Below are 14,946 nucleotides of genomic sequence, written 5' to 3'. Positions count from 1 at the left end.
ACACCCCACACCCTATCTACTACTAGCCACCAGCCACTAGCCACTCTTCACTACTCGCTTGCCAAATAACATTTAAACCCAGAATTCTCAATCTTTCACATTGCTGGCAGCAAAAATGTAAGTCAATCCAAAAACATGGGAATACTAACTGTTAAGAGTAACCCTTGGAGAATTCGGCTTTGGAATTCTGAATTAACTAGTCACCAGCCACTAGTCACTGACAACTGATAACTGAATAACTGTACGGGCGGGGTTTGAACGAAGATTATGACTAAAGCCCGTGAATCTGTTGGCTAAACCCGCCCCTACGATAACTGATAACTGATAACTGATAACTGTGTAGGAAGATAACGGTGAAAGATCCACTGCCTAGCAATGAAACAGATAGACTTCATGCCCTACAGAGGTACGATATTCTGGATACTTCACCAGAGCAGGCGTTTGACGATCTTACTCGTTTAGCTGCCCAAATTTGCCAGACTCCTACAGCACTCATTAGTTTGGTCGATGCCGATCGCCAATGGTTTAAGTCTCAAGTTGGTTTAACTGTTCCAGAAACTCCTCGTCATATCGCCTTTTGCGATCGGGCGATTGCAGAACATCACTTGCTGATCGTGCCTGATGCTTGTCAAGACGAGCGTTTTGCCGAGAACCCATTGGTGACTGGAGAACCCAAAATTCGGTTTTATGCGGGCGCACCGCTGGTGACATCGGACAATTTTGCTTTGGGAACTCTCTGCGCGATCGACTACGTACCTCGCGAGTTGAGTCCCCAACAATTAGAGGCTTTAGAAATTTTGGCGCGTCAGGTGATGACGCAGTTAGAACTGAGACGGAATTTGATCGATTTACAGCAGGCACATCAACAGCAGCGGCAAACTGAATTTGCCCTGCGACAGAGCCAAGAACGCTATCGAGATTTATTTGAAAATGCTAACGATTTGATTCAATCGGTTACGCCAGATGGCAGATTTATCTATGTCAACCGCGCCTGGAAAGAAACTCTTGGCTATAGTGAAACAGAACTTGCCGAGCTAAAAATCTACGATATTATTCATCCCGATAGCTTGTGTCACTGCCTAGAAGTATTTGGGCGTGTCATGGCTGGTGAGAACTTCGCGCAAGTTGAAACAATTTTTGTTACCAAGCAAGGCGAAAAGATTTGGGTTGAAGGTATCATTAACTGTCAATTTGTCAAGTCTCAGCCAACTGCGACTCGCGGAATTTTTCGTAATATTAGCGATCGCAAAGCTGCGGAATTAGCTCTACATGATGCTTATTGTCAGTTAGAAACCAAAGTTGCCGATCGCACTGCCGAACTGGTCAGCATCAACCAGCAACTCCATAGTGAAATGGCAGAACGTCACCGCGCCGAGGCAGAAGTCCGGTTGTTACAAAAAATCGCTCAGGCGATCGGAGATGCCCAAAACTTCCATGCTGCTTTGGGAGTGGCACTGCGTCAGATCTGCGAATTTACGGGTTGGAGTTATGGTGAGGCGTGGATTCCCAGTGCGGAAAACGATATCCTTCAGAGCAGTCCTGCTTGGTATGGCAGGAATTACAACGTCACAAGCTTCCGTAGTTCGAGTAAGAAATTTAAATTCTCCCCTGGGGTTGGTTTAATTGGTCATGTTTGGCGTTCTCAGCAACCGCATTGGATTCCGAGCCTAGAAGACGAGACCGAGATGGCGATCGTGCGCAGCCATTTGGCACGGGCTGCTGGTCTCAAAGCAAGTTTAGCTATTCCCATCGTCGCCGATCGCGCTGCGGACAAATCGGAAGTCTTGGCTGTCATTGCCTTTTTCATGTCCGAATCTTGCCCCGAGGATAGGCATCAAGTCGAGATCGTCTCAACTGTTGCTACCCAGCTAGGCGGATTAATGCAACGCAAACGAGCGGAAGAAGGACTGCATGACAGCGAATCTCGGTATCGTGCTGTGGTCAAGCAAACTGCTGAGGGGATTTTTCTCGTCGATACCGAGACAAAGCGTATTTTGGAAGCAAATGATGCTTTTGCGCGTTTCCTCGGTTATGCTCCCGAGCGACTTTTACAACTGACGCTATACGATATCTTTGCTGGCGATCGCCTGACAATCGATCGCACTGCCCAGCGCGCGCTGAGGGGAAAAAATCTATTCTTAGGAGAAGTGCCACATCATCGTAGCAATGGCAGCGTGGCTTATGCAGAAGTTCATCTCAATTCAATTTTTTATGGTGGCAAAGAAGTTTTTTGCATCGTTGCCCACGATGTGACAGAACGCCAGCAAGTCCAAGAGGCACTGCGGCAGAGCGAGGAGCGGCTGCAAGCAATTTTAGATAACTCTACGGCATTAATTTATGTCAAAGATTTAGAGGGCAAATATCTCACGATCAATTCTTGGTACGGGATTCTGTTCCATTTAGATCGAACTGAGGCAATTGGCAAAACTGACTACGAGATCTTCCCGCCAGAAATTGCTGAGGTGCTGCGAACCAACGATCGCCAGGTGTTAGAGACAAAATCGGCATTGGATTGGGAAGAGGTACTCCCCCACGATGACGGTTTGCATACTTACCTTTCAGTGAAGTTTCCCCTATTCAACGCTGCTGGCGAACCCTACGCTGTCGGGGGTATTTCTACCGATATTACCGAGCGCAAGCGAGCAGAAGAAGCTCTCCGTTCTAGCCTTGCTACTAACCGCGCTCTGATCAATGCAATTCCCGATTTAATGTTTCGCATGAGCGGTGATGGAATTTTTGTCAACTACAAAGTTTCTAAAGCAGAAGAGTTAATTGTTCCGCCAAACCAATTTTTGGGTAAACGAATTGATGAAGTGCTGCCACCAGAAATCGCTCAGCCAACAATGTATTACATTCAGCAAGCCTTAACTACGGGAGAATTGCAAATCTTTGAATACCAACTTTACACTGAAGACGAACTGCGCGATTACGAAGCGCGAATTGTCGTGAGTGCAGAAAATGAAGTGATGGCGATCGTCCGCAACATTACCGATCGCAAGCGCACCGAAGCGGAAATGCAGCACACGCTGGCTAAAGAAAAAGAACTGAGCGAACTCAAGTCTCGCTTTGTCACCATGACTTCTCACGAATTCCGCACGCCATTAACCACGATCTTGTCTTCAGCCGAATTGATGGAGGATTTTGGTTCTCAATGGGCGGAAGAAAAGAAACTTCTGCACTTACGGCGCATTGTCACTACCGTCAAGCACATGAATCAACTTTTAGATGATGTCTTGTTAATTGGGAAAGCCGAAGCGGGCAAACTAGAGTGTAACCCAATCAAGCTCGATATCGTCCAGTTCTGCCGCGATCTCGTGGAGGAGATGCAAATGATTGCTGACAGCCACACAATTCACTTGAATTCTCAATGTGAATCTAGCGAGGTGGCGTTGGATGAAAAGTTATTGCGCCATATTCTGATTAATTTACTATCAAATGCAATTAAATATTCTCCTACAAGCAGCGTCGTCAGTTTCAATCTGAATGTCGAGCCGGAAAAAGTTATATTTCAGGTGCAGGATCGCGGCATTGGAATTCCCCAGAGCGATCGCGAACAGTTGTTTCAATCCTTCTATCGAGCTAGCAATGTCGGCACGATTTCCGGTACGGGTTTGGGTTTAGCTATTGTCAAAAGAGCAGTCGATTTGCACTGCGGCAATATCGCTGTTGAAAGTGAAGTGGGAGTAGGAACAACTTTTGTAGTTTCTCTTCCTTATGAAAGCAATTAGGAGTCAGAAAAACTTGATGTGGATCGATCGAGCCATGAAGTTACAACATATTCAAGTTTTGTCCTTAAGTTCTGACTATTAACTTCAGAATATCTCTTTGGAAATCCGGTTTTTAACTAGTCAAATTAATTAGGAAAGATCGCCATGAGCCGAATTTTAGTGATTGAAGACGAACTATCAGTTAGAGAAAATATACTCGCTCGTTTGGAAGCAGAAGGATTTGATACTCTTGATGCAGAAAATGGGTTGAAGGGCTATCAGATGGCGTTGGCACATAAGCCAGATTTGATTATTTGTGACGTAATGATGCCAGAAATGGATGGCTATGGTGTCTTAACTATGGTGCGTCAAAATCCACTTACAGCATCAACTCCATTTATTTTTTTGACGGCTAAAGCCGATAAATTAGATGTGCGTCAAGGCATGGAAATGGGGGCAGATGACTACATCAGCAAACCATTTACCCGCACGGAATTATTAGGTGCGATCGCAGCAAGATTGCAAAAGCAAGCGTTTGTTGCCCAACAGTCAGAAAAAAAGCTAGCCGAGTTACGCAGAAGTATTACCGATGCTCTGCCGCAAGAATTGTTGTTACCTTTAAGCGAAGTCTTATCTTTCTCTAAAGTTCTAGTTGAAAGTTACGATACAATCAAACCTCAAGAACTGTTAGAAACAGCCCAAAATTTACATAATTCTTCTCAACGCCTGCAAAGAATGATTGAGAATTTTATTATGTACGCTCAAATTGAACTATTAGCAACTAATCCCGAAGAACTCCAAGCTTTACGCAGTTGTCAAACCCTTAATCCTAGCGATATTATCTTTGCTATAGCAATTCAAAAGGCAAAACAATATCAACGCGAAGCAGATTTAATTTTACAAGTTGCTAATTCTAACGTCAAAATTGCGAAGCGAGACTTGAAGAAAGCGATCGAAGAAATTATCGACAATGCTTTCAAATTCTCTGAAGCTGGTACCTCTGTTCATGTCAAAGCTGCGACTGAAAAAGATGGGTTCAAAATTAGTATTACTAACTACGGACGCGCTATGTCTAACGAACAAATTGCTAGTATTGGCGGTTATATGCAATTCGAGCGCAAATTTTACGACCAACAGGGTTTAGGCTTGGGTTTAATTTTGGCAAAACGCATCACAGAATTACATGGAGGTAAATTATTTATTGAAAGTGGCGGGACAGAAGTGAAAACAACTGTAAGCGTGTTGTTGCAACGTTAAATGTAGAGACGTTACATGTAACGTCTCTACATTATGTTGTATACTCAGCGTTAATTTTCACGTAGTCGTAGCTGAGATCGCAGCCCCAGGCTATGCCAGAGCCGGAACCATTGCCAATACTGACAGAGATCGTGACGGTTTCGTCTTGAAAGCGATCGCCTCCACTTTGACGCTCGAAAGCTGTTGTTTCTCCGTCTTTAACCGCTAATAATTCATTACTCTGAGCAGTACTAACAGTTTCTACTTGAGGCTGTTTGGCTGCTTTTTGCTTTAAATAGGCACTGGCGGCGGCGCGATCGAAGTCTCGGGGTTGTCCGTTTTCCATTAAGAGAAAATCTCCCAGTTGAATTCTGAGGTTTTCTTGCTGAAAGGGAATTCCCGCACGTCCCGCCGCAGCTGCAATTCTACCCCAATTAGGATCGCGTCCAAATATAGCTGATTTAACCAAAGATGAGCCAGCAATCGTTTTTGCTACCTGACGCGCGGCTTTTCCGTCGGCTGCTCCTGTGACTTGTACTTCAATTAAACAGGTTGCACCCTCTCCATCGCGGGCGATCGCTTTGGCTAAGTGTTGACACACAGCTGTGAGCATTGCTTCTAACTTTTCTGCCTCTGCACCCATCTCGGTAATGGCTGGGGTGCGCGATTGTCCGTTTGCCAAAGCAATTAAACAATCGTTGGTGCTGGTATCGCCATCGACAGTAATTTGGTTAAAACTTTTGTCGGCAGCTCGACTTAGCATATGCTGCCATAATGCGGGAGAGACAGCCGCATCGCAGGTGACAAAGGCTAGCATCGTCGCCATGTTTGGATGGATCATACCCGAACCCTTAGCAATGCCACCCATCCGAACGGGGCGATCGCCCATTGTTGTCTCTAAAGCAATGGATTTTGTGACCAAATCTGTAGTGACGATCGCTTGTGCAGCAGCATCTCCACCTGTTTCAGAAGCTTCGGCAACCAGTTGAGGAATGCCAGCGTGCATTTTATCCATCACAATTCTTTTGCCAATCACCCCAGTAGAGGCTAGCAACACCGATTCTGAGGAAATACTCAACGCTTGCCCTAGTGCCATCGCACACTCTAGGGCATCCAACCAGCCTTGAGAACCCGTTGCAGCATTAGCTTGCCCTGCATTGCAAAGAATTGCCCTAGCACTGGGTTTGTCTTGCAATCTTTGCTTGCAGTAATCGACACAAGCAGCACGGACTTGAGAAGTCGTAAAAACACCTGCGGCGATCGCTTCTACATCTGACAAAATTAGAGCTAAATCTGGTAGTCCTGAAGGTTTTAATCCTGCTCTAATACCCGCTGCCTTGTAACCTCTTGGCGCAGTGATTCCACCACTTATCTCATGCCATGCCATGTTCTCTCTCCCAACGCATAGCCTGCGATTATATCAGAAGGGGTGAGGAGTAGTAGGGGCAGGTTTATCTAAGTTACCTGTTATTTACAAGTCAGTCTGGTGAACCTGCCCGTACAGGAGTGAGGATTTTTGGGAATTAAGGGGTGGTATCAGCTACTAAAACTCCCAGGAAACTGTTCCTTGAACGGTGAATGGTTCACCATAGAATACGCGAAATCTATTTAATGCTGCTTCAAAGTAATCTGTGTCAAATAAATTCCTAAAATTTAGAGCGGCGCGGAAGCGATCGCGCTTGTAAAAAATCGAGGCATCAGTGCGAAAATAGCTCGGGGCTTGAAATGTATTGGCTAGATCGCCTTGTCGTTCTCCCACAAAATACAATCCTAAGCCAAATCCCAACCCTTGCAAGGAGCCTTGTTGAATTTCATAGGTTGTCCATAAATTAAAAGCGTTTTCTGGTGTATTATTGAGGCGATTGCCAACATCAAAAGTTTCATCTTCTTTAATCCGTGCATCAGTGTAAGCATAGCCACCGAAAACGTTCCATCCTGGTAGAATTTCACCCGAAATGTTGAGTTCGATACCTTGGCTGTTTTGCTTGCCTGTTTGAATAGAAAAACCTTCATTTATTGGGTCATCAGTTAAGACATTAGAGCGAGTTAAATCGTATAAGGCAAGGGTTGCAGACAGTTGTTCGTTCAAATCTGCTTTAATCCCAACGTCATATTGCGTCCCCCGTTCTGGTTGGAATTGGGTATTATCAAAGGATCTACCGATTGCTGGTGTAAACGATCGAATGTAGCTGGCATAAAGAGAAATTGGCTCGATCGGCTGATAGACGATACCTAAGCGGGGACTAAAAGCATCCCCAGTTTGCTCTTGTTCTGTGTCCTCAATGAAATCTTCTGTGGTTTGCTTAAAGGTATCAAATCGACCACCCAGTAGTAACTTGAGATTGTCTGCTAGCGTAATTTGGTCTTGAATATAGATACCCAGCGAATCTGTCAGCGTAGAAGTATCACCCCTATCAGTAATAGGACCTATTGGCTGACCGTACACGGGATTAAAGAGATCGAGTGGTGCAGCAGCTCCACTGACATACTGTTGTCGATATTCATTGACTCGATATAAATCAAAGCCAAATAGAAGTTGGTGTTGAATAGAACCAGTGGAAAAAGTACCCAAAATATTTGTGTCTAAATTAAAGATGTTGTCATCATATTCACCAAGCTCATAACCACGATTTAGGGTGCGATTATCAGGGTCGAGACTTGTAGCATATAAAAATTCCCGATTTGCACGATAGAATGAGGCAAGGAAGCTATTTCTAATTGACCAATTTCTGCTAAACTTGTGTTCGAGTCGATGGCCTGCTTTGCTTGTCGTAATCCCAAAAGTGTTATCGTCTCCGATAGGAGATTCACTATAATTCAAGTTACGGGGTAACCTGCCAATACCAGTAGGCAAAACCGAACCAACTGCTGGTTGACCTAGTAAGAAGAAAAAGTCCCATTTGCGGTACTCTGCTTCTAGAGTCAGCTTTGTATTTTTACCAATATCAAAGCTTAAAACAGGTGCGATAAAGAATATTTTATCTTGTTGGAAATCGATAAATCCTTTGTTATCTTGATATGCAGCATTGAGTCGGTAAGAGATTGTTTTAGACCTGTTTAACGGTCCAGACAAATCGATCGCGCCTCGATAAAAGTCATAGCTGCCAATCGTCCCTTCAACTGCATAGAACGGCTCGCGCAGTGGCTGTTTTGTGACGATGTTAATCGTTCCACCTGGGTTTCCCAAACCAAATAATACCGAAGCTGGATCTTTCAAGACTTCAACGACGTGAGTTCGACGGTGGGAGATGAGCCAAAAAGGAAAAAGAGACCTATGCTCAAAATACACAGTGATAGGTCTCAATCATGAATAGCACCATTGTATCCCAAGCGATGTGACTTAAATTTTTTGTGAGGTAGACGACTTCTATCAAAGCTTTGAACAACATTGGCAGCAACAGCCTCTGTTGACAGCAAGTTGTGGAGAACGGTTGTGTCGCTCTCGATTAAGCTTAAGTGAGGTCATGACAATTGTGATTGCTTTTCATGGCTCTGGCTATCGTACATTCAAAGAATTCTACACGCTACAAGTTCTACCAAGTTGGCGTAAAGCTTTTCCTCATTTGGTCAGCTATAATCGTTTTGTCGAATTGATGCCTTGGTCGTTGATGCTATTGTGCTGCTTTGTGCAGACCCGTAAGGGGGAGGTGACTGGCATTGCATTCATTGATTCGACTCCGATTGAGGTATGCCATCCTTACCGCTCCAAAAGCCATCGTGTGTTTGAAGGCTTGGTAGGTTGGAGCAAAAATTCGGTCGGGTGGCACTACGGGTTTAAGCTGCACTTGATTATTAACGAACGAGGTGAGTTGCTTGCCTTCAAGCTGACCCCAGGCAATGTAGATGATCGCAAGCCTGTGCCTGACCTAACTCAAGACATCATTGGGAAGTTATTTGGCGATCGCGGTTACATAACTCAAAAACTGTTTGAAAAACTCTATCAGCAAGGGGTGGAGTTAATTACACGCCGCAAGACAAAGATGAAGCAACAGTTGGTCAAGTTAATTGACAAAATTCTCTTGCGGAAGCGAGCCTTGATAGAAACGGTTAATGACCAGCTCAAAAATATTTCTCAAATCGAGCATTCCCGACATAGAAGCATCTGGAATTTCCTGGTCAATTTGTTGGCTGGATTGACTGCTTATACTTATTTGCCTCAAAAACCCTCTCTCGATCTAAAACCCAAAGGCTTGCCTGCTCTCCCTTCTGCTGTCTTATAACCCCGTCGAACTCACGTGGGTACAAGATACCCATCTTGCTCCCCTGTCACCACAATTTCAATTTATTTGTCCCCTTGTGCCGATCCCTCTGGTTGTGCGTCGGGTGTAACTGGTGGGGGTATTTCTTCTGTTTCTGGTGGGATCGCCTCTGGCTGAGTTAGAGTTGCTGGTACTGCTGGCTCAGGTGTGTGTTTGGGCTGTGGGAGCGATCGTCGCAGTTAAACTGAGAAGGGTACTGCCAATACTCTGTCTCAACTTTGCCGTTGGTAATCCCACCGAACCGATCGCACTTACCCTAATACTATTGACTCCCTGCTGAGTGACGCTGACAACTGCTATTCCTCCAGTTAAGTTTTCTTGACGAAAGCTTTTGCCTTCTGGTAGTGCTAACCGAGTATTGAGAATATTGGCAACAAAAGTTTTCTCGTAGCCGGAAGTCACAACACTGAGTGGCTGCTTGCTTGTAGTTTCCAATAACACTTCTAAACCACTATCTGTTTGGTTCAGCCTTACTCCGGTGACAGTTATGGGTGATGCATGACTTGCGGGTGACTGAGCAAAAACTCTGTTTTCTATCAATACTGCTGGAACAGCCACAACAGAAAACATACCTGCTAACAATAGCGATCGCCACCACAATTTCAACTTCACAACCCACACCTATAAACTTGCTAGGAATTTCTCTCAGTTAGCTTACAGGAAACAAATGATACTCAAGCGATCGTAATTCGGCTTAAACGGAATATCTTTTCGGCTCAAACGGAATATTTTTTCATGCAGTCGCGTGGTCGTATCCCAAACTTCTTATAAAAAGCCCTGCCAAAAGCAGTAAAATCCCTGTAACCGACCATTTGAGCAGCTTCTCCCACCCTCCAGGTTCCTGCCTCTAGCAGTTGCCGTGCTTGCTCCAGACGATAGTTGTGTAGATAGCCGAATACTGTTGTCCCGAAAATCTGCCGAAAGCCCCGTTTTAAAGTACATTCGTTGAGTCCTACTTGTCTTGCCAGTGTTGCCAGAGTTGGCGGCTCGTCCAATCGTTGTAGCAAAATATCTCTGGCGTGGTGGATTCTATCTACTGCATCAGATTTTAAAGAGTAAGGATTGTATTTGCCGTCCCCAATTTCAATTTCCTCAGCAATCAGCATTCCCATTAACTCCAAAACCTTGCCTTCTAAGTAAACTCGCTTGGCAATTCCTTGGTAGGGACACTGGACGATTTGTTTGGCTACAGTCTGCATGGTAGGGGTTGCAGTTCCCAGACGGCTATAACGCTCGCGCTCAGTCTGTCTAATCCACGGTTGCAAGCAGCGCGGTAATTCTCCTTCGCGATCGCCAGCAAAGGAGTAAAGTAGCTCCGGCTGTATGTGGATCAGAATCTCAGAATATGGTTCTTTACCCGAACAATCCCAAATTTCTTGAGGAGCTAAACCATTGCCATAAAGTGCGTATTGTCCGCCACATATTAAGTTGTACCTGTCTTGATGCTCTCCAGAAAAATGAAAGTGATATTCCCACCAATCTTCCCGTTCTGGCGCTCCGGTAATAATGCGATCGCGCATCTGTAAATTTCCAATTGTCAACTGCATTCCTTCCCGCAATTGAATTTCTCGCCAGTAACCTTGTCCTAACGCTGGGGGAAATCGATACACGACATCCAATAAATCGTCGGGATCGGGGTGTTGCGTTAGCGAAGCTGACCGAAGGTATCGCTCTACCGTCTCCTGATGAAACAGTTCGTCGTAGGCTTGCTGAGAAATAGTAATAGTCATAACAGCAGATCGCGTAGAACTTAATAAGAAACTATCTTATTAATTTTTTTTGCAGTTTCAGGCGATCGCGGTTGTCAGGGAGCAGGGAGCAGGGAGCAGAAAGTAGTAACTAGTGACCAGTTGTCAGTGACCAGTTATCAGTGAGGGATGAGGGGTGAGGAGTAAGAGGTGAGTGTTTTATCTATCTTCTCCTGGCTCCTGCCTCCTGCCTCCTTTTTAATGGCAAATGACCAATGACAAATGACAAATGACCAAAAAAAAAGAGAGTCAGTTCGGTGACTCTCCCAATCATCAGGGTGCATCTACTCAGTAGAATATAACAGGTGGTGTGTAAAGAATCTTACGGCTTTCTACGGGATTTTCTTAAAGATCCGATGAAGAATTGCCTTTTTCAGTTATCAGTTGTCAGTTGTCAGCAATCGGTCTAGAGACGCGGTATACCTTAGTCTGTACGCAGATAGCCAACAACCGTCAACTACCAACTACCAACTACCCATTACCCATTCAGCTTTTCCGCTAACAGTTGGTTTGTCAGTTTCGGATCGGCACGTCCGCCTGTTTGCTTCAGCACTTGTCCGACAAAGAAGCCGAGAAGCTTGGTTTTACCGTTGCGGTACTGTTCTAGTTCTTTGGGATTTGCTGCAATCACTTGCTCGACGATCGCTTCTATGGCGCTGCGATCGGAAATTTGGATTAATCCTTTACGTTCTACTAGCTCCTTCGCCGAACCACCTTGAGTTAGCAGTTCAGGCAAGATATCTTTAGCAATTTTGCCGCTGATTGTATTGCCTTCAATTAACTGGATCAATTCTGCTAGCGTTTTTGGTTTAAGCGCAATTTCACCAATACTGAGTTTATTGCTATTCAGGTAAGCCGCAATATCTCCCATGATCCAGTTAGCAGCTTGTTTTGCCGAGGCTCCAGCCGCTACCGTCGCTTCAAAATATTCCGATACCGCTCGCTCGTCAGTTAATACGCGGGTGTCGTAGGCAGAAAGCCCTAGTTCGCTTTCATAACGATGGCGTTTTTGGGCTGGTAATTCTGGCAACTCAACCCGCCATTGTTCCAATTGTGCTTTGGAAACTTCAATCGGCGCTAAATCGGGTTCGGGGAAATAGCGGTAATCGCTAGAACCCTCTTTAGTCCGCATACTCACAGTGCGTTGGCTGCCTTCTTCCCATAGCCTGGTTTCTTGAATTATTCTTTCTCCAGACTCTACAGCTGCAATTTGTCGTTCGATCTCGTATTCAATCGCCCGTTGAATGGCGTTGAACGAGTTCATATTTTTAATTTCTACCTTCGTGCCAAACTCTTTTTGTCCGACAGGACGCACGGAGATATTCACGTCGCAACGCAAAGAACCCTCTTGCATATTGCCATCACTGACACCCAAATAGCGCAAGATCCGCCGCAACTCTTGAGCATATTCCGCCGCTTCTTGTCCAGATCGCATATCGGGTTCTGAAACAATTTCTACCAAAGGCACGCCAGCACGGTTGTAGTCTACCAAAGAGTAAGTCGAACCAGACAGGCGATCGCTCCCCCCATGTACCAACTTGCCCGCATCCTCTTCCATATGCAAGCGCGTGATCCCAATACGCTTGCGGATGGGATTATTATCTGCATCCACAAGTTCGATTTCTAACCAACCGTGTTGGGCAATTGGCAAGTCATACTGAGAAATTTGATAATTCTTCGGTAAGTCAGGATAAAAATACTGTTTGCGATCGAACTTGCTATAAGATGCAATTTGGCAATTTAACGCCAAACCCGCCTTCACTGCGTATTCCAATACCTTCTCATTCAATACGGGCAACACCCCAGGTAAACCCATACAAATCGGATCGATATTTGTATTTGGAGGCGAACCAAACTCTGTAGAACTGCTCGAAAAAATTTTCGTGTTTGTATTCAGCTGGCAATGGGTTTCTAAACCAATAATCGCCTCATATTTAGTTTTTGTCGGTGCAGCAGTAGTCATATCTTTTATTTGCCGCTCTGATGATTACACTTCAATACTTTAGCAAGTGAGTCGGGAGTCGGGAGTCGGGAGTCGTCACCAGTCATCTGTCCATCCGCGTACCCGTTCGTGTTGGTTGCGCCAACATCCGCATCCATCTGCGTACCAAATTTTCTCGAACTTGGTACGAGCAGACATCATACTACCATGATATCACATTGACATCAAATAAATGCTGGCATATTATCGCGATATCACATTGGTATCAATTCATAAAAATTGTTAGGAGTACGGAATATGGAGAGATTAAAAGAGCGTCCTGCCTTTAAGGTTGATGGTTTTGTGGCGCTGGTAGTACTGGGGGCGATCGCAATTTTGGCTGTTTGGTGGTTGTGGACGACTATCCAAGGATGGGAAGCAATATTAGGGAGAACGCTGAAAATTACCGATTTACTGGGAGAAGACACCACGGCAGAAATAGGTGCATGGCTGGGAGCAACTTTAATAGCAGTCATTATTCCCACATTTTCGGGGTTCTTTACGGTGGAACCAAACCAAGCAGTTGTAGTAACATTTTTGGGTCGTTATGCTGGTAGCGCTAGAGAAGCAGGCTTTTGGTGGACTAACCCTTTTACCCGCAAACGCAAGATTTCTTTGCGAGTACGCAACTTTAACAGCAAAATTCTTAAAGTCAACGACGCTCAAGGCAGTCCCATTGAAATTGCAGCTGTGGTGGTGTGGCAAGTTGTAGATTCAGCCAAATCTTATTTTGAAGTAGACGACTACGAAGAATTTGTTGCCATCCAAAGTGAAACGGCAATTCGTGCCTTAGCCATCCGCTACCCCTATGACACAGGTGATGATGAGAGTATACCTTCGCTGCGAGGCATTCCTGACGAAGTATCGCGATCGCTTCAACAAGAGTTACAAGCACGCTTAGAAGTCGCAGGAGTAGAGATTATTGAAGCTAGGTTGTCTCACCTTGCCTATGCGCCAGAAATTGCTCAAGCAATGCTCCGCCGCCAACAAGCGAAAGCAATCATTGATGCTCGACGACAGATTGTCGATAGTGCTGTGGGGATGGTTGACGAAGCATTGAGAAGGTTGAGCGAACAACAAATCGTCGAATTGGATGAGGAACGCAAAGCTACGATGGTGAATAATTTACTCGTGGTTTTAACCTCGGAACAAAATGCTCAGCCTGTAGTCAATACTGGTAGTTTGTATACATGAGTCAAAAAAAAAGATTCTTGCTACGTCTAGATCTAAAACTGTATGAAGTATTAGAAAAATGGTCGGCTGACGAACTCAGAAGTGTCAATGCTCAAATTGAATACTTACTCACAGACGCAGCAAGAAAAACTGGAAGATGGAAGGAGGATCGGCACAAGAAAGTTTCTGAATCTCCTGAAGAAAATACAGACGCGGAAGATTTGTAGTAATGAGTCGATCGAGATATTTAGCTCGAAATACCGCAGTTTTAGCAACGAAGTTTTTATCGGGTTGAAACTAGTTCAGCTTAATACCCAAACAGCCGATTGTGAAGAGTGCATTTTGAAGTTTAAACAAATTTGAAGATTTCGTTAACCAACCTACTCTTCCAGAGCTGAAATGCCATACTTCTGCTAATAATGGCGATTGATGTTTATTTTCAGGCTATTTATGACCAATAACGGGAATCAAGCTCAGTTAGATGCGATCGAATCCTCTCCACACGCAGGTCAGAGATATTGGGGTTTAGTTGAGGTAATAGAAGAAGGAAAAACTTATAGAATTAATCGGATTGAAATTAAGCCAAAGCACCGAATTAAACCACAAATTCACTATCATCGTAGCGAACATTGGGTTGTTGTTTCTGGTACGGCTAAAATTAATTGCGGTGATGAAGATAAGTTGCTACATCGCAATGAATCTACATACGTACCTGTAGCAACGCTACACAGTATTGAAAATCCTGGGGCAATTCCGCTAATTTTACTAGAAATTCAAAATGGCGAATATATGGGTGAAGATGATACCGAACGTCCTTACGATCTGACTTGATTTGAGAGTCG

General features: G+C 44.7%; 12 protein-coding genes. 7 read left to right on the top strand and 5 right to left on the bottom strand.

Annotated elements, in window-relative coordinates:
• Positions 1–353 precede the first annotated feature (353 nt).
• Positions 354–3,728, top strand: a complete 3,375-nt coding sequence (locus QH73_RS02970) for a PAS domain S-box protein (protein WP_052289980.1) — start codon at positions 354–356, stop codon at positions 3,726–3,728.
• Positions 3,729–3,872: 144 nt separating this feature from the next.
• A complete protein-coding gene (locus tag QH73_RS02965; protein ID WP_039715166.1) occupies positions 3,873–4,964 on the top strand; it encodes a hybrid sensor histidine kinase/response regulator in 1,092 nt (363 codons plus the stop codon).
• A gap of 31 nt (positions 4,965–4,995) precedes the next feature.
• Here QH73_RS02965 and argJ read toward each other — a convergent pair whose 3' ends face one another.
• Complete coding sequence (gene argJ, locus QH73_RS02960; RefSeq protein ID WP_039715165.1) at positions 4,996–6,330, bottom strand: bifunctional ornithine acetyltransferase/N-acetylglutamate synthase; 1,335 nt, start codon at positions 6,328–6,330, stop codon at positions 4,996–4,998.
• A gap of 156 nt (positions 6,331–6,486) precedes the next feature.
• Positions 6,487–8,232 (bottom strand): TonB-dependent siderophore receptor, encoded by a 1,746-nt coding sequence (locus QH73_RS02955; protein WP_374189007.1) that lies wholly within the window; start codon positions 8,230–8,232, stop codon positions 6,487–6,489.
• Between the two features lie 55 nt (positions 8,233–8,287).
• Here QH73_RS02955 and QH73_RS02950 point away from each other — a divergent pair, with 55 nt between their 5' ends.
• Together QH73_RS02950 and QH73_RS27670 are read left to right on the top strand one after the other, a co-directional pair.
• A complete protein-coding gene (locus QH73_RS02950; RefSeq protein WP_063777329.1) occupies positions 8,288–9,163 on the top strand; it encodes an IS982 family transposase in 876 nt (291 codons plus the stop codon).
• Positions 9,164–9,178: 15 nt separating this feature from the next.
• Complete coding sequence (locus tag QH73_RS27670) at positions 9,179–9,319, top strand: hypothetical protein (protein ID WP_201277932.1); 141 nt, start codon at positions 9,179–9,181, stop codon at positions 9,317–9,319.
• Positions 9,320–9,343: 24 nt separating this feature from the next.
• Here QH73_RS27670 and QH73_RS02945 read toward each other — a convergent pair whose 3' ends face one another.
• The 3 genes from QH73_RS02945 to gatB all read right to left on the bottom strand — a co-directional run bounded on the left by QH73_RS02945 (position 9,344) and on the right by gatB (position 12,913).
• Entirely contained in the window at positions 9,344–9,814 is a 471-nt protein-coding gene (locus QH73_RS02945) for an AMIN domain-containing protein (protein WP_201277931.1), read from the bottom strand.
• 104 nt (positions 9,815–9,918) lie between these two features.
• Positions 9,919–10,932: a helix-turn-helix transcriptional regulator gene (locus QH73_RS02940; RefSeq protein WP_039715162.1), complete on the bottom strand. Its 1,014-nt coding sequence runs from the start codon at positions 10,930–10,932 to the stop codon at positions 9,919–9,921.
• Positions 10,933–11,428: 496 nt separating this feature from the next.
• Positions 11,429–12,913: an Asp-tRNA(Asn)/Glu-tRNA(Gln) amidotransferase subunit GatB gene (gene gatB, locus QH73_RS02935; RefSeq protein ID WP_039715161.1), complete on the bottom strand. Its 1,485-nt coding sequence runs from the start codon at positions 12,911–12,913 to the stop codon at positions 11,429–11,431.
• A gap of 276 nt (positions 12,914–13,189) precedes the next feature.
• Between gatB and QH73_RS02930 the strand changes: the two genes are divergently transcribed.
• The 3 genes from QH73_RS02930 (at position 13,190) to QH73_RS02920 (ending at position 14,935) form a co-directional block, all read left to right on the top strand.
• Entirely contained in the window at positions 13,190–14,125 is a 936-nt protein-coding gene (locus QH73_RS02930) for an SPFH domain-containing protein (protein WP_039715160.1), read from the top strand.
• Positions 14,122–14,331, top strand: a complete 210-nt coding sequence (locus tag QH73_RS02925; protein ID WP_132866529.1) for a type II toxin-antitoxin system antitoxin — start codon at positions 14,122–14,124, stop codon at positions 14,329–14,331. Before QH73_RS02930 ends, QH73_RS02925 begins: the two co-directional genes overlap by 4 nt.
• A gap of 223 nt (positions 14,332–14,554) precedes the next feature.
• On the top strand, positions 14,555–14,935 hold the full coding sequence (locus tag QH73_RS02920; protein ID WP_039715158.1) for a phosphomannose isomerase type II C-terminal cupin domain: 381 nt from the start codon (positions 14,555–14,557) through the stop codon (positions 14,933–14,935).
• Positions 14,936–14,946 lie beyond the last annotated feature (11 nt).

The organism is Scytonema millei VB511283, assembly GCF_000817735.3.
Classification (GTDB): Bacteria; Cyanobacteriota; Cyanobacteriia; order Cyanobacteriales; family Chroococcidiopsidaceae; genus Chroococcidiopsis; species Chroococcidiopsis millei_B.
Note: the sequence above shows the minus strand (reverse complement) of the source record. Positions and strands in the feature narration are given on the sequence as shown.